This is a genomic window from Bacillus sp. FJAT-45066 (genome assembly GCF_002335755.1).
Lineage (GTDB): Bacteria > Bacillota > Bacilli > Bacillales > Bacillaceae_I > Bacillus_CD > Bacillus_CD alkalisoli.
This window is the reverse complement of the sequence record NZ_NISQ01000001.1, coordinates 3,728,386-3,752,978: the sequence shown is the minus strand read 5'-3', so window position 1 is coordinate 3,752,978 and position 24,593 is coordinate 3,728,386. Positions and strand designations below refer to the sequence as shown.

Annotated in this window: 29 protein-coding genes and 1 other RNA gene; 8 read left to right on the top strand and 22 right to left on the bottom strand. The window is 37.1% G+C overall.

Annotation, left to right across the window (positions count from 1 at the left end):
* Positions 1-32 precede the first annotated feature (32 nt).
* Positions 33-233 (top strand): hypothetical protein, encoded by a 201-nt coding sequence (locus CDZ92_RS18735; protein ID WP_096156715.1) that lies wholly within the window; start codon positions 33-35, stop codon positions 231-233.
* Positions 234-783: 550 nt separating this feature from the next.
* Here CDZ92_RS18735 and CDZ92_RS18730 read toward each other — a convergent pair.
* From CDZ92_RS18730 to CDZ92_RS18650, 17 genes are all read right to left on the bottom strand, one after another.
* Positions 784-1,254, bottom strand: a complete 471-nt coding sequence (locus tag CDZ92_RS18730; protein WP_096156714.1) for a site-2 protease family protein — start codon at positions 1,252-1,254, stop codon at positions 784-786.
* 12 nt (positions 1,255-1,266) lie between these two features.
* Positions 1,267-2,112, bottom strand: coding sequence for a YitT family protein (locus CDZ92_RS18725; RefSeq protein WP_096156713.1), 846 nt, complete (start codon positions 2,110-2,112; stop codon positions 1,267-1,269).
* A 116-nt stretch (positions 2,113-2,228) separates the two neighbouring features.
* Entirely contained in the window at positions 2,229-3,353 is a 1,125-nt protein-coding gene (locus tag CDZ92_RS18720; protein ID WP_096156712.1) for an MBL fold metallo-hydrolase, read from the bottom strand.
* Positions 3,354-3,423: 70 nt separating this feature from the next.
* Complete coding sequence (locus CDZ92_RS18715; protein WP_096156711.1) at positions 3,424-3,780, bottom strand: YidH family protein; 357 nt, start codon at positions 3,778-3,780, stop codon at positions 3,424-3,426.
* Positions 3,781-4,046: 266 nt separating this feature from the next.
* Positions 4,047-4,604, bottom strand: coding sequence for a carbonic anhydrase (locus CDZ92_RS18710; RefSeq protein WP_096156710.1), 558 nt, complete (start codon positions 4,602-4,604; stop codon positions 4,047-4,049).
* A 3-nt stretch (positions 4,605-4,607) separates the two neighbouring features.
* Positions 4,608-6,281, bottom strand: coding sequence for a SulP family inorganic anion transporter (locus CDZ92_RS18705; protein ID WP_096156709.1), 1,674 nt, complete (start codon positions 6,279-6,281; stop codon positions 4,608-4,610).
* A gap of 144 nt (positions 6,282-6,425) precedes the next feature.
* Complete coding sequence (locus CDZ92_RS18700) at positions 6,426-6,653, bottom strand: sulfurtransferase TusA family protein (RefSeq protein ID WP_096156708.1); 228 nt, start codon at positions 6,651-6,653, stop codon at positions 6,426-6,428.
* 415 nt (positions 6,654-7,068) lie between these two features.
* On the bottom strand, positions 7,069-8,211 hold the full coding sequence (locus tag CDZ92_RS18695) for an MBL fold metallo-hydrolase (RefSeq protein ID WP_096156707.1): 1,143 nt from the start codon (positions 8,209-8,211) through the stop codon (positions 7,069-7,071).
* Positions 8,212-8,228: 17 nt separating this feature from the next.
* Positions 8,229-8,462 carry a glutaredoxin family protein gene (locus CDZ92_RS18690; protein ID WP_096156706.1) on the bottom strand — a complete coding sequence of 78 codons (234 nt, stop codon included), beginning with the start codon at positions 8,460-8,462 and terminating at the stop codon, positions 8,229-8,231.
* A 153-nt stretch (positions 8,463-8,615) separates the two neighbouring features.
* Positions 8,616-9,743 carry an MBL fold metallo-hydrolase gene (locus CDZ92_RS18685; protein WP_096156705.1) on the bottom strand — a complete coding sequence of 376 codons (1,128 nt, stop codon included), beginning with the start codon at positions 9,741-9,743 and terminating at the stop codon, positions 8,616-8,618.
* A 49-nt stretch (positions 9,744-9,792) separates the two neighbouring features.
* On the bottom strand, positions 9,793-10,344 hold the full coding sequence (locus CDZ92_RS18680) for a sulfurtransferase TusA family protein (protein WP_406564871.1): 552 nt from the start codon (positions 10,342-10,344) through the stop codon (positions 9,793-9,795).
* 120 nt (positions 10,345-10,464) lie between these two features.
* Positions 10,465-10,770, bottom strand: a complete 306-nt coding sequence (locus CDZ92_RS18675) for a rhodanese-like domain-containing protein (RefSeq protein ID WP_096156703.1) — start codon at positions 10,768-10,770, stop codon at positions 10,465-10,467.
* 114 nt (positions 10,771-10,884) lie between these two features.
* Positions 10,885-11,247, bottom strand: a complete 363-nt coding sequence (locus CDZ92_RS18670) for a rhodanese-like domain-containing protein (RefSeq protein WP_096156702.1) — start codon at positions 11,245-11,247, stop codon at positions 10,885-10,887.
* A 13-nt stretch (positions 11,248-11,260) separates the two neighbouring features.
* Positions 11,261-11,743, bottom strand: a complete 483-nt coding sequence (locus CDZ92_RS18665) for a DsrE/DsrF/DrsH-like family protein (protein ID WP_096156701.1) — start codon at positions 11,741-11,743, stop codon at positions 11,261-11,263.
* A 17-nt stretch (positions 11,744-11,760) separates the two neighbouring features.
* Positions 11,761-11,988, bottom strand: a complete 228-nt coding sequence (locus CDZ92_RS18660; RefSeq protein WP_096156700.1) for a sulfurtransferase TusA family protein — start codon at positions 11,986-11,988, stop codon at positions 11,761-11,763.
* 253 nt (positions 11,989-12,241) lie between these two features.
* Positions 12,242-12,502, bottom strand: coding sequence for a metal-sensitive transcriptional regulator (locus tag CDZ92_RS18655; protein ID WP_096156699.1), 261 nt, complete (start codon positions 12,500-12,502; stop codon positions 12,242-12,244).
* Positions 12,503-13,076: 574 nt separating this feature from the next.
* Entirely contained in the window at positions 13,077-14,132 is a 1,056-nt protein-coding gene (locus tag CDZ92_RS18650; RefSeq protein ID WP_096156698.1) for a polysaccharide deacetylase family protein, read from the bottom strand.
* A gap of 168 nt (positions 14,133-14,300) precedes the next feature.
* Here CDZ92_RS18650 and CDZ92_RS18645 point away from each other — a divergent pair, with 168 nt between their 5' ends.
* On the top strand, positions 14,301-14,657 hold the full coding sequence (locus tag CDZ92_RS18645) for a PilZ domain-containing protein (RefSeq protein WP_096156697.1): 357 nt from the start codon (positions 14,301-14,303) through the stop codon (positions 14,655-14,657).
* Between the two features lie 59 nt (positions 14,658-14,716).
* On the opposite strand, the gene CDZ92_RS18640 is transcribed toward CDZ92_RS18645, so the two are convergent.
* Entirely contained in the window at positions 14,717-15,712 is a 996-nt protein-coding gene (locus CDZ92_RS18640; protein ID WP_096156696.1) for a DUF3231 family protein, read from the bottom strand.
* Between the two features lie 232 nt (positions 15,713-15,944).
* Between CDZ92_RS18640 and CDZ92_RS20150 the strand changes: the two genes are divergently transcribed.
* Positions 15,945-16,097, top strand: a complete 153-nt coding sequence (locus CDZ92_RS20150) for a hypothetical protein (protein WP_176483818.1) — start codon at positions 15,945-15,947, stop codon at positions 16,095-16,097.
* A 109-nt stretch (positions 16,098-16,206) separates the two neighbouring features.
* Here the strand turns inward: CDZ92_RS20150 and CDZ92_RS18635 are convergent, their stop codons facing one another.
* Positions 16,207-16,839 carry a LysE family transporter gene (locus CDZ92_RS18635; protein ID WP_096156695.1) on the bottom strand — a complete coding sequence of 211 codons (633 nt, stop codon included), beginning with the start codon at positions 16,837-16,839 and terminating at the stop codon, positions 16,207-16,209.
* A gap of 386 nt (positions 16,840-17,225) precedes the next feature.
* On the opposite strand from CDZ92_RS18635, the gene CDZ92_RS18630 reads away from it, so the two are divergent.
* The 4 genes from CDZ92_RS18630 (at position 17,226) to CDZ92_RS18615 (ending at position 20,960) form a co-directional block, all read left to right on the top strand.
* Complete coding sequence (locus CDZ92_RS18630) at positions 17,226-17,654, top strand: hypothetical protein (RefSeq protein ID WP_096156694.1); 429 nt, start codon at positions 17,226-17,228, stop codon at positions 17,652-17,654.
* Between the two features lie 193 nt (positions 17,655-17,847).
* Positions 17,848-19,032, top strand: a complete 1,185-nt coding sequence (locus CDZ92_RS18625; RefSeq protein ID WP_096157069.1) for an MFS transporter — start codon at positions 17,848-17,850, stop codon at positions 19,030-19,032.
* Between the two features lie 24 nt (positions 19,033-19,056).
* Positions 19,057-20,421 carry an amino acid permease gene (locus CDZ92_RS18620; RefSeq protein ID WP_096156693.1) on the top strand — a complete coding sequence of 455 codons (1,365 nt, stop codon included), beginning with the start codon at positions 19,057-19,059 and terminating at the stop codon, positions 20,419-20,421.
* 131 nt (positions 20,422-20,552) lie between these two features.
* Positions 20,553-20,960 carry an LAGLIDADG family homing endonuclease gene (locus tag CDZ92_RS18615; protein WP_096156692.1) on the top strand — a complete coding sequence of 136 codons (408 nt, stop codon included), beginning with the start codon at positions 20,553-20,555 and terminating at the stop codon, positions 20,958-20,960.
* A 342-nt stretch (positions 20,961-21,302) separates the two neighbouring features.
* On the opposite strand, the gene ssrA is transcribed toward CDZ92_RS18615, so the two are convergent.
* Together ssrA and smpB are read right to left on the bottom strand one after the other, a co-directional pair.
* Positions 21,303-21,644, bottom strand: a transfer-messenger RNA (tmRNA) gene (ssrA, locus tag CDZ92_RS18610).
* 381 nt (positions 21,645-22,025) lie between these two features.
* Positions 22,026-22,493: an SsrA-binding protein SmpB gene (gene smpB, locus CDZ92_RS18605; protein ID WP_096156691.1), complete on the bottom strand. Its 468-nt coding sequence runs from the start codon at positions 22,491-22,493 to the stop codon at positions 22,026-22,028.
* A gap of 227 nt (positions 22,494-22,720) precedes the next feature.
* On the opposite strand from smpB, the gene CDZ92_RS20145 reads away from it, so the two are divergent.
* On the top strand, positions 22,721-22,888 hold the full coding sequence (locus CDZ92_RS20145) for a hypothetical protein (protein WP_176483817.1): 168 nt from the start codon (positions 22,721-22,723) through the stop codon (positions 22,886-22,888).
* Positions 22,889-23,052: 164 nt separating this feature from the next.
* On the opposite strand, the gene CDZ92_RS18600 is transcribed toward CDZ92_RS20145, so the two are convergent.
* Entirely contained in the window at positions 23,053-24,525 is a 1,473-nt protein-coding gene (locus CDZ92_RS18600) for a DEAD/DEAH box helicase (protein WP_255249844.1), read from the bottom strand.
* Positions 24,526-24,593 lie beyond the last annotated feature (68 nt).

The following is a 24,593-nucleotide window of genomic DNA, read 5'->3' as shown; positions in this document are numbered from 1 at the left end:
AAATAGAAAAAATATGGATAGGAGAATGTAAAATGAAAATAAGTATAAACGGAATGCCTATCGAATTATTTTCAGGAGCAAAAATAAAACACGCCTTATTAAAGACAGATGAAAAATTATACAAAAAAGTAGTTTCTGGAGAAGCCGTTGTCCAAGACCAAGAAGGCAACGAAACAGAAATAAATGGTGCTGTGGGAGATGGATTTTCTTACTTTGTTGTAGATAAAAAATAGACACGAGGCTGGGAAAAACCCAGAGAATTAAATGGAAGTGGCCTGTAAGAAATTTTTTTGTTATAGCGGGCCTCTACTTATTGATGAAACAAAGGTATTATCCGATATGAAAGAAAGTCCTTGAAGCACTCTCTACAAAAGAACTTCATCAGCCTTATGAAGTTCAACTACATTCAATTTTTTATGCCAGATGAACTTCATCGGCCTTATGAAGTTCAACTACATCCAATTTTTTATGCCAGATGAACTTCATCAGCCTTATGAAGTTCAACTGCATCCAATTTTTTATGCCAGATGAACTTCATTGGCCTTATGAAGTTCAATTACATCCAATTTTTTATGCCAGATGAACTTCTTCAGCCTTATGAAGTTCAATTACATCCAATTTTTTATGCCAGATGAACTTCTTCAGCCTTATGAAGTTCAACTACATCCAATTTTTTAATGCCAGATGAACTTCTTCAGCCTTATGAAGTTCAACTACATCCAATTTTTTATGCCAGATGAACTTCATCGGCCTTTTTGCCCCAGCCTCGCCTTTATTAAAAATTCACTTATATTTTCTTAAAAATGCGCTTATTCCATAGTAAATAGAAGAGGCAATGACCCATCCATCCGAACGCTTATCCCCAAACTTAAAAGGTATTAAATTAGATAAGGCAATCCATATATTAAAAGAAATAAACAACGTAAAAAAGTACACATTTTCTCTAGTAATAAAAGGGATGGATGCAAAGATCAATAGGATATTAAGAGTCGGACCACCTAGCGAAATTAGTGCTTGTTGAAGATAGGAAAGCTTGCCATCCTCGTCATTTGTTGAATACCCACCAAACATGTAAATCTTGTTTATTTCGACACTTGTGCCTAAAATGCTAAATTGGAAGACTGGGCTGCCCATCCCAAGTACGATTCTAGTTTTTTTTACGTGAAAAATTCTTGCCACTACTACGTGCCCAAGCTCATGAACCAAGTGAATGAAAGGTATTCCAATAAGTAGAAAAAGGATGAACTCTATCATGTAACGAACCTTTTATCCTTTACTTTTCGGAAAGTAACTATGCTTTTTCACACCAGTCGTTTCCGCTACAAAAGAAGCTTCTATTACGGCACTCGGGTCTATATTTAACACAACTTGTTTAAGTTTCAAATACATAAAACGGTTTGTAATACAGTAAATCATCTTTCTATGCTCACCAGTAAATCCACCTTCTCCATGCAGAAAAGTAATACGAGCATCAATCTCTTCCATTAATGCTTCCGCAATTTCATCTGGTATATCGGAAATAATCATAACAGATTTACCTTGATTTAAGCCATCTAATAAGAAATCAATAATTTTTGATACTATGTAAAAAATAGCTAGTGAAAACATCGCTTGTTCTAATGAAAAGACAAAGGCAACCATCGTTAAAATAACAGCATTTATTGCTAGCAAAAATGTACTAATGGAAATACCGTAATGTCGATGGAACCATACGGCTAACATTTCTGTTCCGTCAATAGCTCCCCCATACTTCACGACAATCCCTACACCTGTCCCTAAAGTAAGCCCACCATATAAAACGATTAATACTTCAGAAGAAGTGATAGCTGCTTTTGGCGCTAAATAAATGAGGGCAAACGTTGTTATAACATTGGCGTAAAGTGTTCGAACAACAAATTGTTTCCCAACATCTTTTGCAGTAAATATAAGGATTGGTAAGTTAAATCCGAGGAAAATGAGCCATATTGGAACGTTAAATAAATTTTTCCCCATAATGGCAAGTGCTGTAACTCCTCCGTCAACCAACTTGTTAGGTGCTAATATTAGTTCTAAACCAATCGCTACCAATATGGAGCCGACTGTTAATAACAAATACTCGAAAAATATTTTCAAAGACCATCACCCTGTCTATAAATATGTTATTTCTATTATACATGATGGGGGAGAAATCTTTTCATTAAGGCTCAAAAAAATTGCCCCTAATTATGTTAGGAGCAATAATAGTGAAATTATCTAATTGCACAACGGTTCGGTCCTATTTCCATTTCACGTTGTTTTTCCGCATCAGGATGGATTTTCCCCATATTCATCTCTCGTATTTCTTGATAAGAGTTTGGCTGTGGAGGTAAGTTTTCCGTAACTGCTTTTCTAAATTCACCTTCATCTTGGATGTTAAGGCCATGGTTTTCGTTATAAAGATCCTTAAGCTTTTTGGCGACACTGCCATCTTCATTCATTTCTCCAATGCCCATAAAGTGAGCTGGTAATACGAGAAGCTCATCTGTTAAATCTTTATAACGCTCATACAGAGTCGTTCTTAAATCACCAACCCAATCTTCTGCCTTACCTGCAAGATCTGGTCTACCAATGGAGTCGATGAATAGAATATCGCCTGTTAATAAATATTGGTCATCTACTACAAACGAAGTACTTCCAATGGTGTGACCTGGTGAATAAACGGCTTTAACCGTTGTATTACCAACTGTAAACTCATCGCCATCTTGTAATGGTTTGTATTCGAACTGCACATCATCTGCATCCTTCGGTGGGAGATAATAGGTTGCTTGATGATTTTCAGCAAACTGTCTACCACCCGAAATGTGATCGGCGTGTAGATGCGTATCAAAGACATGTGTAATCTTCATGTTGTTTTCTTTTACAAAAGATTCATACTGGTCAATCATTCGATTCGTGTCTATGATAGCACCTTCACCATTCGAGTCAATGATATAAGATAAGCAGCCTTTTCCAATCCGAACAAATTGATAAATAGCTCCACCGTTTTTCAGCTCTCCAACTTTTATTGGCTCTAGATGCTCACTCCAAGCTTTCATACCACCTTCTACGGAAAATATGTTATCATATCCAGCTTTTACAATTTGTTCCGCTACCATTAGGGACGAACCACCTTTTGCACATACAACGTAGATTGGTTCACCTTTTGGTAGTTTGTCTTCTATCGAGTCTATTCCTTCCAACAAGTCAAAATATGGGGTGTTAATAATGTGCACATTTCGCCCTTCTATTTTCCAATCGTCAAATGCATCGGTTGGTCGAACGTCTAGTATAAAAAGTTTTTCGTGATTTAGGACCTTGCTCGTTAGTTCTTTTACGGAAATATCTTTTACTGACATTTTATTCCCTCCATACTAAAGCTTTTCTACTTTCCTTACTATACCCAGTATGGAATGAAAAAACGCTTTTTTAGGCGATAAAATATAAAAGAAATACTAGGAAAACTGTCGCAATTATTATGGTCATAAAAATAATTAATTTGAAGGAAGAATGGAAGGTTTGTGTATTGATGTTCTTCCTATTTCGAAAATAAATGATGGTGGATAACAGTAGGGTCGCAAGTCCAATAAAGATAGAAAATACGCTAATGGAGATAGCTATTCTATCATTTAAGATTGATTGAAGGTCTGTGTTAAAGTGCAGGGAGGTTGCTAAAAAGCCGATACCGATGATGGCAATGGCTGTACGAACCCAGGCCAAATACGTTCTTTCGTTTGCTAAATGTTGTTGAATATATTTAGATTCTTCGGTTGTGTTTTGATTCATCTTGCTCTCTCCTTACGGAAAACAAAAGTAGACCAGGATGTAATTAACTAGTCTCTTGTGTTTAATATATAAACCGTTCCTTTCCGCTACAGGCACTTGCTTTCCGCGGGGAGCGACGTGAGCCTCCTCGGCGTCCCGCCTGTGGGGTCTCACGCTTCGCTCTATTTCCCGCAGGAGTCAAGTGCCTTCCGCTCCAATCCACTTTAGTTAGAACATTAGAACATAATACGGAAATTAAAGAACTTTACAAAAAAGAAACTTTATATTTAATTTGTTATTTTTTCTAGTTCTCCTGTATCAACATGGAATAGGCAGCCTGATATTTGTACGCCGGTACCATATTTCACGTAAACAGGATGTTGTTTTAGTTTTTCTACTTGAGAAAGGACATTGTATTTTGTAAGTTCGTCGACGGTTAACTTTTCTGTTTCATTTGTTTTTTCTGGCAGACTGTCTCTTACACCTTTTATCCAGCCTCTTAGTTCTTCTTCATCGTTTTCGTTCCAAGCTGCTTTTACGCCACCGCAGTCTGTGTGGCCTTTTACTACTATTTTTTTTACTTTTAAGTGCTTTAATGCATAATAAAGACTTGCTGATAAGCTTTCATCTTCTAGGTTCACTTGGTTTGCGATGTTACGGTGTACAAACATTTCTCCTAAAGAAGTTTGGGTAATGACAGAAGGACTTACCCTTGAATCACTGCAAGAAATAAGAAAATATTCTGGTGTTTGGCCTTTTTTCAACTCATCAAAAAAGTTCGGGTTTTCTTTTTTTACTTTTTCAATAAACAATTTATTTCTATCCCGTAAATCTAGTTGTTCCATTGATTACACCTCTTTTCTTTCAATGGCATTTACTGCATGATCAATGGATAAGAACTCATATTTACCTTGATACTTTTCATCCCAATGAGCTTTTTGAAGCACATCTCGTACTGGCCCTTTCACGCTTGCTAATAAGAAGGTTACGCCAGCTTTATCATAAGAATCAATAATTTCCTCTAAAGCATGTATGGCAACTGCATCTATAGAGTTAACACCACTAAAGTCTAAAACAACCCATTTTATTTTTGGTTGGTCGCCGATTCGTTGAATTAACTTATCTTCTAAATAGGACATGTTTGCAAAGTATAGGGAAGCGTCTACACGATACAGTAAAACATTTTCATTTATTTTAGCATCCGGATAGCGAATGATATTACGGTACACATTTTCTTTCTCTAATAAACCTATTTCTGCGACATGTGGGTAGGCACTTCTTCCAATGAAAAGGATTAATGAGAAGGCAATTCCTACTAAGATTCCTTCCTCGATTCCAAGAATTAATGTTCCAGCAAAAGTAATCACCCACGTCCAACCGTCTAACGCGCGAACTTGGAATAAGTGTTTCGCTTCTTTGAAATCAATTAAGCTGTATACAGCGACCATAATAATTGCTGCTAATACTGAGTTTGGCAGGAAGTAGAATAAGTCCGTGAAAAATAACAATGTTAATACGATTAGTGCCGCACTAATGATACTAGCTAATGGTGTTCTTGCACCTGATTGGTAATTTACTGCGGATCTTGAGAATCCACCTGTTACAGGGTAAGCAGAGAAGAAAGAACCAGCAACGTTTGCTAATCCTAAACCAATAAGCTCTTTATTTGGAACTACTTTATATTTTTCTTTTGCAGCTATCGCTTTTGCCATCGCGATCGATTCCATAAAACCAATTAAAGAAATGGTGATTGCGATTGGTAATAATGCAATTACTGATTCTAAACTAAACATAGGTAAGGAGAATGTAGGTAATCCACTTGGTACTTCTCCAACAATCTTTACTCCAACTCTTTCTAATTGAAAGAAGTAGACAACTAATATAGTCGATACGACTACAACTAGTGGGGCTGGGATTTTTGGCATTACTTTTTTGAACAATACTAAAGTAATGATACTTAAAATACCTATTGCAAAAGTTGTTGGATTAATTTCTGCTACTCTAGTTATAGCTTCAAACAAAATTTTGAACACATCTTTATCAGCCTCTAGCTTCACACCTAATAGATGCTTTAATTGACTAAGACCAATAATGATAGCGGCAGCTGAAGTAAATGCACTAATAACAGCATGTGAGATAAAATTAACTAAAAATCCAAGCTTAAGTACTCCCATTAAAAATTGTATAAGTCCAATCATCAACATGAGTAGCAGTACGAGTGAAATATACTCTTGTGATCCTGGTTCAGCTAAGAGGGAAACTCCAGATAATACTAATAAAGACACCATCGCGACTGGACCTACAGCAAGCTGACGAGACGTCCCGAATAGTGCGTATATGATTAGCGGTATAGTAGATGCGTATAGCCCGATTACTGGTGGTAAGCCAGCTAACATCGCATAGGCCATCCCTTGTGGAATTAACATAATCGCAACAATTAATCCCGCTTGCATATCTCCTGATAGGTCGCCTTTTTTATAATTTGGTATCCATTCAAAGGCTGGAATCCACTTTTTCAACATTGTGCACACTCTCCTTTCTTAGTGAAAAACAACAATTAATTTGTAACCAGTAAAAGGGAACCAGCTTTGGCCCCCTTAAACATTTATTTTGGTTGGAACAATGCTTACATTCTGTTTTTGAGTATGGCGTTGTATTGCTGCCTATTAACCCTTTTTGATCCAGAATGTAAACACGTCACCATTTTCTTCATGATTTAATAATTCGTGTCCACCAGCTTTTGCCCAAGCAGTTAAGTCGTTCTTTGCACCTTTATCAGTTGTTAAGATTTCTAATACTTGACCTGATTCTAATTCGTTCATAGCCTTTTTTGTTCTAACGATTGGCATTGGACATGCTAATCCTTTTGCGTCTAATACTTTATCTGCGTTCATTTTAAATTCCTCCAGTAGTTTAATATTTTGTTTCTTTTCTAAAAGATTGTTGTTTTAAGGAGATAAATCTAATCCGTTCCTTTCCGCTGCAGGAACCTGTTTTCCGCGGGTTGTCTAGTTCCAGGCGCTTGCTCCATACAAAACTTCCCTCTCCTCCAGTCGATAAGTCAACATCGGTTTACTCCTCTCGTCGTAAACCGTGTTTCCTTTATCTCGCTGCGGAGCGGTCCAGTTTTGATGGAGCAGACCGAGCGCCTTGCAAATTTCGATGAGCGACGTGAGCCTCCTGTGTTCCGCCTGCGGAGTCTCACGCTTCGCTCTATGTCCCGCAGGAGTAAGGTTCCTTCCGCTCCAATCCACTCATGGTTAATAAAGAAATTGGAAAGCAATAAACTTAGAAATATTACCTATTTTTTTATTCTGTGTGGTGAACCGCACAACGATTCGGTCCGATTTCTAATTCTTGCATTTTGACTTGATCAGCTTGCTCGACACCGCGGTTAATCGCTACTATTTCTTCGAAGTTAGGTGGTTTTACAGAGCTTGCTGATTTTTCTACGTTGTTTAAAAATTCTTCTTTTGGTGTTGTAAACATTTTCTCGTTACGAGTACGGATGCTCCCTAAAGTATCCCCTATAAACCCTTTATCATTTAACTCACTGTTTAAGTCAGCATAGTGACCTGGTAAAACAATTACGTCATCCGCTATTTCTGCTACTTTCGTATGCACTGTATCATAAAGGTCATTTGCCCATTCTCTCACTTTATTTCCTAAATCTGGGCGACCTAATCCACTTACAAAAATGGTATCTCCTGAGAATAGTAATTTGTTATTTACGAAAAATGATACACTTCCTGGTGTGTGACCTGGTGTTTTTACAGCTAAAACTTCTAGTGTCACTTTGTTAAATTCGATTTTCTCGAAATTTTCAAGTGCATTGAAGTCAAAAACGGCACCTTCGCTCTTCATTAAATAATAGTTTGCATCCGTTTGCTCTGCTAATAACTTGCCACCTGAAATGTGGTCAGCATGTAAATGTGAATCTACGATATGAGTGATTTTTGCATTGTGGGCTGCTGCCGCTTCTGTGTACTCACTTAAGAAGCGGGATGGATCCACGATTAACGCTTCATCGTCAGATACTACCATGTAAGATAAACATCCTTTACCTACACGAATAAATTGATATACTTCAATATTATCGTCTGCATATACTTTTGCTTTATGCAAATGTTCGCTCCATGCTTTCATTCCATCTTCTGAAGTAGATACACGGTCAAAGCCTGCTTCGGCTAATTGTTCTGCTACAAATACGGCCGACCCACCTTTTGCACAAATAACTACTACTTCTTTATCTTTCGGGATTTTGTCAGCTATTGGCTCAATACCGTCGATCAATTCGAAATATGGTACGTTTAAGTATTCGAAGTTTTCTCCTTCTACTTTCCAGTCTTGAAAGTCTGTTTCGTTACGAACGTCTAAAATGAAGGTGTTTTCTTTGTTTAATACTTTTTCTGTTAATTCTTTAGCTGTAATTAACTTTGCTGTTGTTGTCATTTTTTGGCCTCCTTAGCTTATCTATTTAAAGCTTCTACGATTCCGTTTGGGTCGAAGCCTAGGATCCATTTTCCGTTTACGTTTGTTTGAGGTACTCCCATTTGACCAGTTTCGTTTACTAGTTGTTGCATTAAGTGAGGATTGTTTTCTACATTGACTTCTTCAAATGGAATATTTTTATCAATTAAGAAATTTTTTAACATAACACAATATGGACAACGGTTAGTTGTATAAGTTGTAATTTTATTCATGGAGTATTCCTCCTAAAAGTTGAAATAAGTTTTGTTATTTCCATGTACCCATAGGGGTATAAAAATAAGTAAAAAAATATAATGTACTGAAGGGGTGGTGTTCCTACTGGAGTAAATTCCCCAGCAGGAACTCTTCCCTACTATAAATAGTTATTATCCATGTACCGCACAACGGTTTGGACCAACTTCCATGTCACGTTGCTCATCATCAGATGGGTTAATTTTACCCATGTTTGTTTCACGAATTTCCACGTAAGCATTTGGCTGTGGTGGTAAGTTTTCAGAAACTAATTTACGGAATTCTTCTTCGTCTTCAATGTTTAGACCTGCATTGTTTTCGAATAAATCACCTAAGCGTGCTGCTACTAATCCACCTTCACCTACTTCAGACATGTTTCCGAAGTGAGCAGGTAAAACGACTAAATCATAAGATAACTCTTTGTAACGTGTATATAACGTTTCACGTAAATCTGCAACCCAATCTTGTGCTTTCCCAGCTAAGTCAGGACGACCGATTGACTCTACGAAAAGAATATCACCAGTTAATAAATATTGGTTATCTACTACGAAAGAAGTACTTCCAATTGTATGACCAGGAGAGTAAATAGCTTGTACTTGAACTTTCGTGTCTCCAACCGTAATTTCAACACCGTCTTCTAATTTTTCATATGCAAACGTAACCTCTTCTGCATCTTTTGGTGGTAACCAATAAGTTGCATTTGTAGCTTCACGGATTTTACGTCCACCAGAAATGTGATCCGCATGTAAATGTGTATCTGCTACGTGAACAATTTTTAACCCTTTTTCTTCAACGAAGCTAATATACTGGTCTACCATACGAGTAGAGTCAATAATCATTGCTTCACCTTTTGATTCTACAAGGTACGATAAGCAACCTTTACCGATTCGTACGAATTGGTATAATGTACCGCCATCTTTTAGGTCTGCCACTTTTACAGGCTCTAAATACTCACTCCAAGCCTTCATACCACCTTGTAAGTAAGAAACATTTTTCACTCCTGCTTCTACTAACATCTCACCAACAAAAATAGAGGAACCTTCTTTCGCACATACTACTAAAACATTTTCAGTTGGAATGTCAGTTAAAAACGCTTCTACACCATCCATTAAATCAAAGTAAGGAATATTTTTATGTTCAACTGTCGATCCTTCGATTTTCCAGTTAGTGAAATCCTCTGTATTACGTACATCTAAAATAAATAATGGCTCATTGTTTAAGATTTTTTTCGTTACATCTTTTGAATTCATTGCGTTTAACATGGTTGATATACCCCCTGTAGTATGTTTTGAGTTAAAAAAATTTATAAGATTAAGCTGTTGGTCCTTCCCACTTGCTCATACCAGGAACAACATTAAATACGTTTGTAAAACCTTTTTCTGATAGTGTTTTTGCTGCTAAGTCACTGCGAGTTCCTGTACGACATACTATATAGATCATCGCATCTTTGTTCACTGTGTTTGCTAATTCTTCTAATTCACCTAATGGCATCGATAAAGCACCTGGAATATGACCAAAAGCGAATTCAGCTGGTTCACGTACGTCAATTACCACTACATCTTCGTTTAATTTCGCTTCTAATTCTTCATTGTTTACAACGTGTGGATATGTTTGCTCTTGCTTTTCTTCCTCAGCAGTTGCTTTGCGAATATAATGCTTTAATACATCGCCTTCTTCTGTTGTACCTAAATATTGGTGACCAATTCTGTCAGCCCAAGCTTTTATATCCGCTTTAGATCCTTTATCGGTTGCAACTACTTCTAATACTTCTCCTGCATTAATTGTATCAATTGCTTTTTTTGTTTTTACGATCGGCATTGGACAAGCCATACCTTTAGCATCTAACGTTAAGTTTACTTTCATTATGAATACATCCCCTTACTTGTATAGGTATATTTTTCTGAAAAAAATATAGTTTAATAACCAAAACTAAAATCATATTAGCATTCTATATATAGTACACTTTTACCTAAAGACTAACAGCTAATAACTAACCACTACATCGCCTTCCCAGTCTAACATTCCACCAACCATGTTCGTTACGTTAAAACCTTGTGAAGTTAAGAACATTGTTGCTTGACCACTACGTGCACCAGAACGACATACGATAATGTGCTCTTCTGATTTATTAATGTCTTGTGTACGGAATTCGATTAAGCTTAAAGGAATGTTAACAGCTCCAGGAATTTTACCTTGTGCTACTTCTTCTGCTTCACGAACATCAATAATAGAAACTGTCGCACCGTTTGCTAATTTTTGTTCTAATTCTTTTGCTGAAATTTGCTTCATAAGAACTTTCCCTCCTATGTGATCAATCACGCTGACACAACGTGTACTCATTTGAAAATAGTCGTTAGTAGTTAGGGTTTGCCTAATAACTAATTACTAACGACTAACCACTAATCACAATCTCCAGGCGCTCATGCCGCCTTTTACGTTTGTTACTTTAGAGAATCCTTGCTTTTTTAATAGTTTAGCCGCTGAAGTACTACGCATGCCACTTTGGCACATTACTACTACTTCTTTGTCTTTTGCCAGTTTGTTCACATCTGTTTTTAAGTTCGCTAATGGCATATTTTTAAACTCTTTTATATGGTTTGCTTTATACTCCATGGAAGTACGAACATCAATAAACTGTTTGTTTTTGTCTTTTAATTCGTCTTTTAACTGAGTTGTTGTAATTTGACGAACTCCAGGTGTGGGTAAAAATTTTGTTACTAAAAAATATATGACTAGACCGATAATTAAATATTGAATGATATCCAATTACAACACACCCTTAGATGAATAAATTAACATTACCTTCCGAAGCGTCAGCTAAATATGCTCCAACTCCTGCATATTCAATTCCGTCTAACATTTCCTCATGCTTTAATCCTAATAAATCAACACTCATTTGACAAGCAACAATCTTAATATCTTGTTCTCTAGCCATTTCAATTAGGCTTGGTAATGATTGAACGTTATGTTTTTTCATTATACCTTTAATCATCTTAGGACCTATACCAGCCATGTTCATGTTAGAAAGTGCTAAGCGATCTGCGCCACGAGGCATCATTTTTGCAAACATTTTTTCGATGAAGTTTTTACTTACTGGTACTAATTCTTCTTTACGTAATGCATTTAATCCCCAGAAAGTGTGAAAAATAGTTACTTCATGGTCATATGCAGCTGCACCATTTGCAATAATGTAAGCTGCCATTACTTTATCATAATCACCTGAAAATAATACGATTGTTGTTTTTTTCGTTTCTACTGTCATTATTAATTTCCCCCTTATTATCCTTTTTTAATATAAAATGTGAATACGTCTTGATCTTCTTTGCTATCTAAAAGTTCGTGTCCAACTGTTTTTGTCCAAGCTGTTAGATCTGTTTTTGCACCTTTATCCGTTGTAATTACTTCTAGTACTTCACCAGATGCAAGATCGTTTAAAGCCTTTTTTGTTTTTACTAATGGCATTGGGCAAGCCATACCTTTTACATCTAATACTTTGTTTGCATTCATTATCTGTTACCTCCTGAAATATTTTGTATATATTACTTATACCACTATAGGTATGCTGAAAACTAAAAATAAAAAGGTAATTCCGAAATGCTCGTTCATTGTTTCGGTTAATATACCCCTATAGGTATATTAACAAGTCTGTTAGCTGTTGTCAACAATCTTTTTTTGGAAGAATGTCTGAAGTAAATCGGTTACTGTCATTACCAATACCCCTACAGGTATACTAACATGTATAAAAAATAGTGTCAATACTTTATCTACTCTTAATTAGTAGGTCCACTGCTTCTTTTACTAGCTGGCTTGTTTCTTCGCCGCTTAATGTTTGTTCGCGTACACATTGTTCCAAGTTGGTACTAACGACTACACCGATTACTCGGTCGATGGCGGTTTTTGCTGCATTTAGCTGAGCTATTACGTCTCGGCAATCTTTCTCTTGTTCCATCATATGCAACACTCCGCGAATTTGGCCTTCAGCTCTTTTCAAACGGTTTTTTACGTTTGCTTCATACTGCATATATGTCACCTCCGTGTGTTCAGACTAGGTTTTGTTCCTAGTTTGTTTTGTGTTTTGCTGTTGTTCATGTGATAATCATATACCCCTATAGGTATTTTGTCAACACTTATAGAAATATTTTTTCTCTGTCTTTAAAAACATATCACGACTATATGAATAAGTATGTATTTCTAATTGTTGATGATAGCACGAGGCGCTCGCTATCGTGCCTACTGAAAAGGTTGACTTTATCAGTAGGCATGACCTGTCCCCCTTGGTTTCTTGACAATAACATTAGAATCGCCGTTAAAATGGACGTTTCGCTGATATAACATTGTTTTCGCCGATAAACTAAAAGCCTCCGCCGATTGGACTTCTGTTTTCGCCGATAAAACTCTTATTTTCGCCGATAGAATCCCAATTTCCGCTGATAAAACCAGAATTTCCGCCGATAAAATTTCTTATTATCACTCTTTTACGAATTTTTCCTGTAACTCCGACTAGTCTTTAATTACTTTATAAGTAATTTACATAAAATGATCACTTTTTTTGCAAATGATCTTTATAGACTGCTAATAAAGTACATTATCCTACCTCATTGTGACAACAACGTTTGTATTGTAACAAACTTGTAGCCTCGGGCTGTTAGTTCGTCGATGATTCTCGGGAGTGCTTCTAGTGATCCGTCTAGTAGGCGAGAGTTAGATTGGAAGTTGTGTTGTAAAATGATACCCCCTGGTGTAATGTCGCGGTGCACAGTTCTCAGTATTTCATCAGCTGATGCACCGCTCCAATCCACTGTGTCTACGGACCACATAATATTTTTCATGCCGAGTTCATTTAGAACTACCACATCTGCTTTCGTCAATGATCCATAAGGTGGGCGGAATATATCTGGTCGCCGTCCAACTACTCTTGCCATTGTTTCTTGGGTTGTGTTTACTTGTGCTCGTACATTTGAACTCCATTGAGTTCTTAAATTTGGATGTGTTTGGGTATGGTTGGCAATTCCGTGGCCTTCTTCAACAATTCTCTTCATTATTTGAGGAAATGCATCGACTTGCCTACCAACTACAAAAAAAGTGGCTGGAACTCCTTTTTCCTTTAATACATCTAGCATACGTGGAGTGTAATAATCGTCGGGTCCGTCATCGAATGTTAAGGCAACAAGTTTTTCAGACGTGTTTGTTCTATTAATATGGTTTCGTTTTACCGTCATATTGGATGAAATATACGTTCTATTTAATATGGTGTCATAGCGGGCCGTCATGCCTAGCTTTCGTGTTACATCTATTAAAGGCACGAATGGCTCTCCTAAAAATTCAACCGTATCCACTGGTAATGGATAGCGTCTCCATATTCCGCCTATGTAATCATCAGAATGTTTTTTTCCAACAGGGAGAGCAAAAAGGGTGGAACCGTTGCGAAAAACAACGGAACGGTACTCGGGATCCCAGTCAACATATGCTCCGGTATGTTTGATGAATAGGGCAGGAACAAGAAGGTGTCCGTCCCGCATAATATATTTAGTTGTGATAGACTGTCCATCTATGTAGATTGGGGCTTCAGGAAGTCTTGATTCATTTGCATGAGTCGAAACCCCTCCACCGAAAAGTAGGATGACTAATAGAATAAGTAATTTATTTTTCATTCTGATATCTCCTTCAGTAATTGTGAACAAAAATATCTTCTTTTAAATATTTATAGGTAAAGTAGCATATTCGTTGTTGTCAGGACCGATAGGAGTCGTTAAAGTCTATAGTATAGAAACCACATCTTAGACTTCCATAAAACAAGTTCTTTTTTTGGAGTGAGAAAAATGAAATTCAAACGTAATGAGGCCTTTCGCTATGAATTTGGTGTGCCACTGCCTGCAACTTTTCATATTAGTAAAGTAAACAATAAGCCCATTGAATCTTCAAATGGCGATGCAAAAATACATGATATTAGTCCTGGTGGGATGAAAATGGAAGCTTCTTTGTATCTTCCAGCTAACCAGCAAGTTGAGCTTACTGTTAACGTAAATATTGAAGAGATTCAGCTTACATTAGTTGGCGAGATTATGTGGCAAAAAAATCAAATGAACAAATATTATTACGGCATTGAACTGATTACCGAAGACTATGAAGATACAATCATTGATGCACTAAAGAAATATCAAAAAGCTCATAAATAGTGGTTAGTGACTAGTGGTTAGCTGCTAGCTTTTATCAGGCTTTGGCTAACCTCTAATCGCTACTTCTTTGCAAGCTTGTTTCGATCCGGAAATGTTGGTGGTTGTTCTAGCCAGTGGAATTTGATCATTAATTCGACTCCATTCTTCGTGAATGAAGCAACATCTTGAGAAACTTTGGCGTAAGCTACTTGAAGGTCTGTTCTTAAACTTGCAGCAGATGAAATAGAATAAATATTTGATCCTACCTCGCTCAACATCGCGATATAAAATAACATGAGTCTGTCCGAAAAAGGAGCAACGGTTGATGAAGTAACTTCCGCATCCCATGTTGACGGTGCTTGAACATCTGATTCCATCAAAAAATCCGAACATATCGCCATAATTTCTTTCGTTATCTCTTTTCCTTTTACCATATGTTTCACTACATCTTTATTTTCGGCCACTTGACTAAATCCAGTACATAGCATTAGTCCAATTAAATTGTAGTTATTGTTCATTACTAGATGGGCCACTTCCATTACATTTAGTGGCCTTTTTCCGAAAAGTGTCCCTCCTAAATATCCACTCCCCTTAACAAACTCGACTTCAGGTGGATACAAATAAGGTGGCCTCACATATAACCCCCTTTTTAATAAGAGGATTGTCGTCGTTTCATATGTTTCATAGCATTCATCTAGACGAGCTTTAAAAAGTTTCAATAAATCGACTCGTGATAACAAACTTAGTGATGTACTGTCTTTAATAAGTCCAATTTTCGCTAAACCCATTTTATAAAATAGGACAAACTCGTCTGAAAACAAACGAGGAGCTTCTAGATTCACATCACTATCACTAAATGCTACTGGAACTGGCATGTTATCTTGTTTCATCACATGTACTAGTTTTTCAATGAATAATTCTTCCTTCTTTAAACATTCCTTTAATAAAATGTTCGTTTCACTATCATCCACCGTACGTATAAAATATTTTAAAAAACAGGTTGTCATCGTGGCTTCTTGGTAAGCAGCCCAAATGACTCCTATTTCGGAAGAAGTTAATCTAGGTAAAGTATTCAACGTATTCCCTCCTTTTATCTAACTTTAGTATTTTCGTTCTTGTCCATAAATATGATGAATTTTATTTGTGAATTTATTCACAAATTTGATTGGTAGGAAATCTTAAAGATATACCTATATAGGTATATAAACTGAATTTTATTTGTGAGGCTTTACCTATTACAAAGAAGATTCGTACTCGTTGGCGGATTTGCTGGTCGAACAACAGCTGCAGCACGCTTAAGAAGATAGGATGAAACATACAATAGGTGAATGCGATTATTTGGGTTGGGGACAAGAAGTAATGAATGATAAGAACAAAGCAGCTACTTTAGGGTGGGCTGCTTTGTTTTTTATTTTGCAGGACTCTTTTAAAGACTATTTTCTTCGTTTTATTTTTCCTTAAAATATTTTTAAAGACCACTTTCAAATGTTTTATTCCTTAAGTTGTCCATATAAAATTTTTTAAGACCACTTTTTAATGTTCTTTTCCTCGAATTGTCCATAAAAGTTTTTTAACCAAATAGCGCTCTTAACCCTTGATATCCGAAGTAAACTCCGAAACCTAATAGAGAGATTCCGGAAAGAACAGAAATTACCTTTAAGCTTGTACTTGTTAAATATTTTCGAAACCCTGAAGTTAACCCTGCGACAAATATATCCCATAACGTTAACCCGATAAAAATCATACAACTATAAAGGAGCAACTGGCTAGTCCCACTTGTTTGCGCAGTTTTAGCCAAAATGGAGCCATAGATACCAAGCCAAAATAAAATAGATAATGGACTAGAAATAGACATAATAAAGCCAGTGAGAAAACATTTGAGTAACGACTCTTTTTTTCTAATTGCCGTTATAGTAATGGAATTAACGCCTAGAATACTTTCCATACCTGAATAAATAAGAATAAACCCGCCAAACAACCAAAGAAATACTTGCACGAACGGAATATCTAAAAAATGCACCATCCCCATGTAGACAATTAACATGAAAATAGCATCAGCGACCATCGAACCTGCACCAACAATCCAAGCGTGCCAAAAACCATTTTTAATACCCTTATCCAACCGGGCAGAGTTAACTGGACCAATCGGAGCTGCCAAGGACAAACCTAAAAATATGTAACTAACTAATATACTTACACTCAACCTTCATCACCTCTACAAATCGATAACTTGTACATTCTATGTAGAGAAACGAAAATTTAAGACTTCTTTTTTAACTTAAATACCTAATCCCATCTTTTGGAAGATTCCCAATATGAATAAAAAGTGCTAATCTATACAAATTATAAAGGTTGAAAGAAGTAAACTTGTATATAATGTGGCGCAAATTTCTGGCGACCATCTTTCTTTTTTTAGCAGTAATGGTCTTGATTGGCTCTCTCACGACCATCTTAAGCTCTTTTTTTAGCAGGAACGGTCTTGATTGGCTCTCTCAAGTCCATTATGACCTTTTTTGCAAGGCAATCTGGTCTAGATTAGTTATCGAATTGTCAACAACATGAATTATAGAGATAGTCGAGGTGATTTTCTTGGCAAGCAAAGAAGAAAATGTCGCAACAGATGATGCCGTCCTACAAATGCTATTAACATTAGCTGACGAAGACGGATTTGAAGTCGGAATCACAGTAAATATAAAAGGAGCCATCGTTTCTGGTATCCTGATCGGTCCGTCCACTTATTACGACGGCGTTCTTAAATCAGCAGATGAAATCGAAGACCGCACAATGTCTAACATATTAACGAAAAAATTCGGCGACTTAAGAGATGCCTACAAAAAATCAAAAGAAGAAACAAAAGACAAAAAAGATGATAGTGATACAACCGCTACATTTATTCATTTAAAAGATGCCACATATATCGGTGCCGATGGTCCTGGACAACTTATGCCTAAAGGTCCAACTACATGGTGGAGAGGTAGAATTGAATCCATTGACGCTATTTCTTTTCAATTAATTTAATACTAATATCCAAACCACCTGTTATGCCTTAACCGTCAGGTGGTTTTATAACAGGTGCTATTTTTTACTATCATAAAAAATCGTTGTAAAGAAACAATAAAATGGAGTTCGATTTATAGCTTTTTTTGGAGGGGTAGAGTTGGAAAACGCAAATGGAAACAACCAAAAGGTGGGTGCCTGGTGTGTCGTAAGTATGGCTTCCATACCTCTCGTCATGACACTAGGAAATTCGATGTTAATACCTGTACTCCCTATTTTCGAAAAGAAGGTTGGAATCTCATCTTTTCAAACGAGCATGATTATTACAAGTTATTCCGTTGCTTCCATCTTTCTCATTCCAATTGCAGGTTACTTATCAGACAGGTTTGGAAGAAAAGTAATTATCCTTCCCAGCTTAATAATTGCATTATTAGGTGGGCTAATTTCTGGATTTGCTTCCTGGAAATTAGAGGATCCTTTTATGTGGATTATTATCGGTCGTGTTCTCCAAGGAGTAGGGGCCGCTGGTGCAACACCAATTATCCTACCATTGGTTGGAGATTTATATAAAGACGATGATGAAAAAACAAGTTCTTGTCTCGGTATTATAGAAACATCCAATACGTTCGGGAAAGTGCTCAGTCCGATATTAGGTTCCTTATTTGCAGCAATATTATGGTTTTTGCCCTTTTTCTCTATTTCTTTCTTTAGTTTAATATCCATTCTTCTTGTTTTCTTTTTTATAAAAGTGCCAAAGAAAAAGGAGGACCCTCTTGTTTTAAAAGATTTTATCGTCAAAACAAAAGAAACTTTTAAGAAAGAAGGGAAATGGCTTTATACAACTTTTATTGTTGGGGCATTCGCTATGCTAGTCCTATTTGGAGTGTTATTTTATTTATCCGATATTCTGGAGAAAACCCATAATCTAGATGGAATTAAAAAGGGTTTTGTACTGGCTATTCCCCTATTCACTTTATGCATCGCTTCCTTTATCACTGGTCGAAAAATAAAAGGCGATGTAGATACGATGAAAAAGATTGTTCTCATTTCTTTAGCGTTAATTGCTATTAGTGTTGTATTTGTCGGTATCACGACAAAAATGCTTGTTCTTCTTTTAGCTATTTCTAGCTTGCTCGGAATCGGTATTGGAGCTATTTTGCCATGTTTGGATGCATTAATCACTGAAAATATTGAGAAAGACGAACGTGGTACCATTTCTTCTTTTTATAGTTCATCCAGGTTTATTGGGGTAGCTGCTGGTCCACCAATCATGTCAGTTGTGATGAAAAGTTACTTAACTGTTAGTTTTATTGCAGCGGCGGTACTTGCGATTATTATTGGAATTCTTGTATGGAAATTTGTAAAACATGTAAAGCCACCAAAAGTCGCACTTTGGTAAATTATTTTAGTTAAGGAGATCGTTATGACGAAGAATAGTAGTAGTACAACTCCACAACAAAATAATGAGGCAACGATGAAATGGTGGCAACTTTCTCTAATTGGGATTGGTTGTACGATTGGAATAGGATTCTTTCTCGGTTCCGCCTTAGGTATTAAACATACTGGCCCTTCCATTATTATTTCTTTTATTGTTGCTGCAGCAGGAACCTATATTGTGTATAACCTGTTAGCAAAAATGACCGCAGAAGATCCACAGGAAGGTTCCTTTTGCTATTACGCCGATAAAGCGTTTGGCAAATGGGCTGGATTTAGCTGTGGTTGGAATTACTGGAGTGCCAACGTTTTAATTATGGGGAGTCAACTTACAGCGTTAGGTCTCCTTTCTCAATTTTGGTTTCCAGACGTTCCACTTTGGATTTTTGCTGCAGGATATGCCATTTTAGCTATTATTGTCGTGATGCTCGGAACAAAAGGTTTTGACAAGGTGGAGAACCTTTTAGCAATCATTAAATTATCCGCAATTGTTATGTTCATCGTCATTGCATTGGCTATTTATTTCGGTTGGATTAAAGGAGATGCGCCATTAAGAGTACCTAATTCGGTGAATGAATGGTTGCCAAAAGGTTGGAAAGGTCTTTGGTCTTCCCTTATTTATGCCTTTTACTCGTACGGTGGTATTGAAGTTATTGGGTTAATGGCTATCCGATTGAAAAACAAGGAGGATGCACCAAAGGCTGGAAAAATCATGTTGCTTGTTTTATTAATTGTGTATGTTCTTTCTTTAGGATTTGCCGTTACGTTAGCTGCTCATTCGGCTTTTAATGAAAAAGAAAGTCCATTCGTCACGGCACTTGCGAATTATGACTTGTCATTCTTCCCTCATGTGTTCAATGGAGCAATTATTATCGCTGGTTTCTCCACCATGACTGCAGCGTTATTCGGTGTAACTACTTTGTTAGTGACGTTAGCAGAAGATGGCGATGCGCCGAGTTTGTTTGCGAAGAAATTAGAAAAATTTAAGCAGCTGCCGTTGCCTTCAATCGGTCTTGGTGTCGCGGGGTTGCTTGCTTCTGTTATCGCAGCTCTTGTGTTACCCGGTAAAATTTTTGAATATATTACGACCGCTGCAGGGTTGTTGTTGTTGTATAACTGGTCATTTATTATCTTTTCTTCCTTAAAGATTTTAGATATTAAGTTGTGGAATAAACTATTAGCTTGGTCAGGTATTGTTATTATATTGATTGCAGTTAGTGGGACGTTGCTAAACAGTACGATTCGATTTGGATTTTTTATCAGTTTGGCTTTTGTTGTCATTATTGGTATTGTAACGTTAATTATGAATAAGAAGTGGAAGAAGCCTGGTGGGAAGAAGGTGAAGTATAGTTAGAATAAGGTGCATAATGCACTTTATTCTTTTTTTTTGCTTATAAATATTTGATTGTTAATTTATTGAAAAGCTGTTGGTAACTTGTTAAATAATAAGTATGTGGTGTTTATAACTATAAGGAGGCCAAAATAATGGAGGTTTGGGAAGCTGCTTATGTTGCTGGAATTATTGATGGTGAAGGGCCCATAACGTTAAGTAGAATTCACGCTAATGAATTTCGTCGGCCTTGCATAACTATTGCCTCTACAGATTTAGAGCTACTTATATATCTGAAAGATTTAATTGGTGGTTCAATCTCCAAAAAGAAAAACTACAAACCACAAGTTCATAAAAACTCATATTCACTTAGTGTTAAAACGAAAAATGAAGTTTTTCAAACTCTTCGTGCTACATATCCATTTCTAAGAGTTAATTGTAAACGTAAAAGAGCTGAATGGATATTAAGTATGTACGATAAAGTAACTTTACGAAATGGTAAATACAACAAGGAACAATTAGAACAAAAGCTTGCTTTTGAATCTAGCTTTTTTGACCTTTAGGAAGTAAAAAAGACCAGTCAATTAGACTGGTCTTTACTCTTTTGGTATATGGAGACGGTGGGACGTGCTTTTCCATGCTTTCGTCATGGCACTGACTATATCTTGAACCTATTGTTTGAATAGGTCCTCTGGCGTATTATACGAAACATTATTTTTACCAAAGTCTTGGTAGCATTTCGCATCCTAGTATTACCACTGAATGGCAACCTATGAGTCGATACACGGCTGTTGGATTACTCCACATACCGCTCGGCATTGCCTTATCGCCACGATGTGCGACTTAGGTTTCACCGATAAAGCCAGATTTTCACTTATGTGTTACCACATAAGGCGACTAATTACTAATCGAACCCACGTCCAGAAACATCGCCACTTAAGCGTCTACGAGTGTAGTCAATATATTAGTATTTCGCTAACTCTTCAGCCTATTGACGGGCTTCCAAGCAGCTAGTCTGATTGTTCTCTTCTTTTGACCCCAGACGGAGATCGCAAGCGTAGCCCACTAAGAGTGAGTCCCTGATCCTACCACATGAGCGATGGAGGGAGGAACCGCATTAGACTGTTATTAAGCAGCTAAAGCGAAGTTGTTGTTTTGTTTGCCAGTTATATTGGCGTTGACGTTGATGACGAGGACGATCCCCCCGACTCGCAACCCAAGCTCGAACTATCCCTGTCGAATCCGTAACGTCCCCTCGGTTTGTCAAACGATAAGCGTCGGATCTCTTCGTCAGCTTCAGCTGATAACATCCTCATTTATGTCAAAATAAACTCCGGTGTTCTCATCTTCAGCTTCCTCGACCTCCTCGCTTCTCCTTTGCCAAAAATTCTAGAGTCAAATTTTAAATTGATCTAGAAGTGAGAGAATAACGGGATGATAATTCAAAACTAAATTTGCATTAGCTATTAAATTGTCAATGTGTCACTAATTATCAGCGACAAATTCATTATACCATACTCACAAAACATTTCAATTGTAAGTTTTTGTAAATCAATAGTTAGTGGTTAGTTATTAGTGGTTAGGTTTTTAGTTTTCCTAAAGCTAACGCCTAACAGCTAATAGCTAGATCACATCTTCTGACGATCACGGAATGCTCGTTCAATATCGCGTTTTGCTTCTTTTTGTTTTAGATCTTCACGTTTATCGTACTTTTTCTTTCCTTTACCAAGTCCTATTAACAACTTAGCAAAACCATTTTTCATATAAACTTTTAGTGGAACTAACGTGTATCCTTCTTCTTTTGTCATTCCAATTAGTTTATTGATTTCGCGGCGATGAAGTAATAACTTACGAGTACGTAAAGGTTCGTGATTGTATCGGTTTCCTTGTTCATACGGGCTTATGTGCATGTTATGTATAAATACTTCCCCTTGTTGCACGCGGGCAAACGCATCTTTCATGTTTATGCGACCTGCACGTATCGATTTAATCTCTGTACCTTGAAGCACCATACCTGTCTCAAATGTTTCTTCGATAAAATAATCATGGTATGCTTTTTTGTTTTGACTGACCGTTTTACCACTACCTTTTGGCATCTCTTTCCCCCCTTTTAGGTGTTAGGCGTTAGTTATTAGTTGTTAGGCTTTACGTTTTGCTAGTAGCTAAAAACTAATGACGTAATGAACATTTTACCAAACTTCATTTTGTGCTACAAGAAGATTAGCTTGTAAATATATTTCGACATAGAATGCTCGTTTACTTTATTAATCATTTTTCATCCTTTATAATAGAAAGAAGTTAGCAAAAAGGAGTTCGAATAAAAATGACTGAAAAGAAATTAAGTACAGTAGAAGCGGCGAAACAGCTTTTAGCAAACAAAAAACAACAAGCAAGTGGTAAGAATGCGGTGAACGGCAACACTTCTACAAAGAAGTTAGCTAGTCAGCAATCGAAGAAAACGAGTAATCAGCGTCGTAAAATGGGTGTTTAATAAGAAAGAAAGAGTCGAGGGTACATATGCCTTCGACTTTTTTCATCTTCTTTACTAATCATGTCCATTGATTTGAGTGGCAGGTACTCGCTTTCCCGCAGGAGTCTCGCACCTGCCACTCCAATCAACTAAGGTTAAAATCTTTCATTAACTACTAACTTTTACTACCTTCTCCCTCTTCCGCCGCGGTTGGAGCTAGTTGATGAAGCTCCACCTCTTGAAGGTTTGCTTCCGCTAGCATTTCTTCCACCAGAGCCCCTGCTACCTCTTTGTGGTCCGTCGCTCTTAGAGAAACGGTCACTACGGTTAGATGAAGTTTCACCACTTCTTGGTCCTCTATCATCTCTACGAGCGTTGTCTCTGCCTCTTCCTTCTTCTTGACCAGTAGCGTTTCTTCTTTCACCGAAACTGCTGCGACCAGAACCTGAACGTTCTTTATTTCTTTCGATATTGCGTTCTTTTCTTTCTTTTGCATCTGTAGGTTTTGCGTTTCGGTCTCGTGGCTCTTTTACTTCCACTTCTGCAATTTCTACCACTATACGTTCAATCTTTCTGTCGATACCTTTTTCTAGCATTTCTAAAAGTTGCTTATCTTTTAATGCTGCGAAAGTAACCGACACTCCATCTTCTCCGGCACGACCTGTTCGACCAATGCGGTGGATATAGCTTTCCACATCTTCTGGCACGTCGTAGTTAAAAACGTGTGTTACTCCTTCAACGTCTAGTCCACGCGCCGCTACATCTGTTGCAATAAGCAATTGGATTTTTGCTTCGCGGAACCTTTTCATGACATTTTCTCGTTTTGCTTGGGAAAGGTCTCCGTGTAATTCATCTGTATTGTAGCCTTTCGTCTTCATCTCTATTTGCAGTTTGCTCACACGTCTTTTCGTGCGACAAAAAATGATACCTAAAAACGGCTGCATCTCATCGACCATTTTACATAATGCTTGCTGTTTTTTACGGTCTGTTGTTTCCACCACATATTGTTGAATTTGCTCCACCATTTTCTCTTTGTCCCGAATCTGGATGTGATGTGGATTACTCATATAGCGTTTTGCAAGTTTACGAATGTCTTTCGAAATCGTTGCAGAAAAAAGGCCAGTCTGCCTTGTGTATGGCGTTTCTTTTATAATATCTTCTACTTCATTAATAAAACCGATGTGAAGCATTTGGTCTGCTTCATCTAAAATAAGTGTCGTTATCTCACTCAAGTCAATCGTTCCACGGCGAATGTGATCTAACAAACGTCCTGGTGTTCCAACAACAATGTGAATGGAACCTGCTAACTTTTTAATCTGTCTATCCACATCTTGTCCACCGTACGCTGCTAAAATGTTGATTTCTCCACCGCTTGGGGATAACTTTTCTAGTTCTGATGTTATTTGTAATGCTAACTCACGAGTTGGCGTTACAATTAGAGCTTGAATGTGGGTAGCTTGTGGATTAATTTTTTCTAAAATCGGTAAAAGGAATGCGATTGTTTTCCCTGTACCTGTTTTTGCTTGTGCTACAACATCTTGTCCATTCATTAAAACCGGAATCGTTTCTTCTTGAATAGGAGTTGGCGTTCTTACGTCTTGTTTTGCTAATAGTTGTATTAAATGCTCAGAAATACCGAGCGTTGTAAAATTACTCAATTTTTGTTCACCTCAAAATTTATTATACCCTTTATACAGACAAAAGAAGAGCCTGTTCGTTAGGCTCT

Coding starts and splice junctions, on each gene's coding strand:
- CDZ92_RS18705 (WP_096156709.1), bottom strand. CDS start 6,281: ATGTTGAAAAAGTGGATTCCAGCCTTTGAATGGATACCAAATTATAAA.
- CDZ92_RS18620 (WP_096156693.1), top strand. CDS start 19,057: ATGACGAAGAATAGTAGTAGTACAACTCCACAACAAAATAATGAGGCA.
- CDZ92_RS18700 (WP_096156708.1), bottom strand. CDS start 6,653: ATGAACGCAGATAAAGTATTAGACGCAAAAGGATTAGCATGTCCAATG.
- CDZ92_RS18685 (WP_096156705.1), bottom strand. CDS start 9,743: ATGTTAAACGCAATGAATTCAAAAGATGTAACGAAAAAAATCTTAAAC.
- CDZ92_RS18625 (WP_096157069.1), top strand. CDS start 17,848: ATGGCTTCCATACCTCTCGTCATGACACTAGGAAATTCGATGTTAATA.
- CDZ92_RS18615 (WP_096156692.1), top strand. CDS start 20,553: ATGGAGGTTTGGGAAGCTGCTTATGTTGCTGGAATTATTGATGGTGAA.
- CDZ92_RS18730 (WP_096156714.1), bottom strand. CDS start 1,254: ATGATAGAGTTCATCCTTTTTCTACTTATTGGAATACCTTTCATTCAC.
- CDZ92_RS18650 (WP_096156698.1), bottom strand. CDS start 14,132: ATGAAAAATAAATTACTTATTCTATTAGTCATCCTACTTTTCGGTGGA.
- CDZ92_RS18680 (WP_406564871.1), bottom strand. CDS start 10,344: ATGAAAGTAAACTTAACGTTAGATGCTAAAGGTATGGCTTGTCCAATG.
- CDZ92_RS20145 (WP_176483817.1), top strand. CDS start 22,721: ATGACTGAAAAGAAATTAAGTACAGTAGAAGCGGCGAAACAGCTTTTA.
- CDZ92_RS18710 (WP_096156710.1), bottom strand. CDS start 4,604: ATGGAACAACTAGATTTACGGGATAGAAATAAATTGTTTATTGAAAAA.
- CDZ92_RS20150 (WP_176483818.1), top strand. CDS start 15,945: ATGAAACATACAATAGGTGAATGCGATTATTTGGGTTGGGGACAAGAA.
- CDZ92_RS18665 (WP_096156701.1), bottom strand. CDS start 11,743: ATGACAGTAGAAACGAAAAAAACAACAATCGTATTATTTTCAGGTGAT.
- CDZ92_RS18655 (WP_096156699.1), bottom strand. CDS start 12,502: ATGCAGTATGAAGCAAACGTAAAAAACCGTTTGAAAAGAGCTGAAGGC.
- CDZ92_RS18660 (WP_096156700.1), bottom strand. CDS start 11,988: ATGAATGCAAACAAAGTATTAGATGTAAAAGGTATGGCTTGCCCAATG.
- CDZ92_RS18695 (WP_096156707.1), bottom strand. CDS start 8,211: ATGACAACAACAGCAAAGTTAATTACAGCTAAAGAATTAACAGAAAAA.
- CDZ92_RS18720 (WP_096156712.1), bottom strand. CDS start 3,353: ATGTCAGTAAAAGATATTTCCGTAAAAGAACTAACGAGCAAGGTCCTA.
- CDZ92_RS18645 (WP_096156697.1), top strand. CDS start 14,301: ATGAAATTCAAACGTAATGAGGCCTTTCGCTATGAATTTGGTGTGCCA.
- CDZ92_RS18735 (WP_096156715.1), top strand. CDS start 33: ATGAAAATAAGTATAAACGGAATGCCTATCGAATTATTTTCAGGAGCA.
- CDZ92_RS18715 (WP_096156711.1), bottom strand. CDS start 3,780: ATGAATCAAAACACAACCGAAGAATCTAAATATATTCAACAACATTTA.
- CDZ92_RS18675 (WP_096156703.1), bottom strand. CDS start 10,770: ATGAAGCAAATTTCAGCAAAAGAATTAGAACAAAAATTAGCAAACGGT.
- CDZ92_RS18690 (WP_096156706.1), bottom strand. CDS start 8,462: ATGAATAAAATTACAACTTATACAACTAACCGTTGTCCATATTGTGTT.
- smpB (WP_096156691.1), bottom strand. CDS start 22,493: ATGCCAAAAGGTAGTGGTAAAACGGTCAGTCAAAACAAAAAAGCATAC.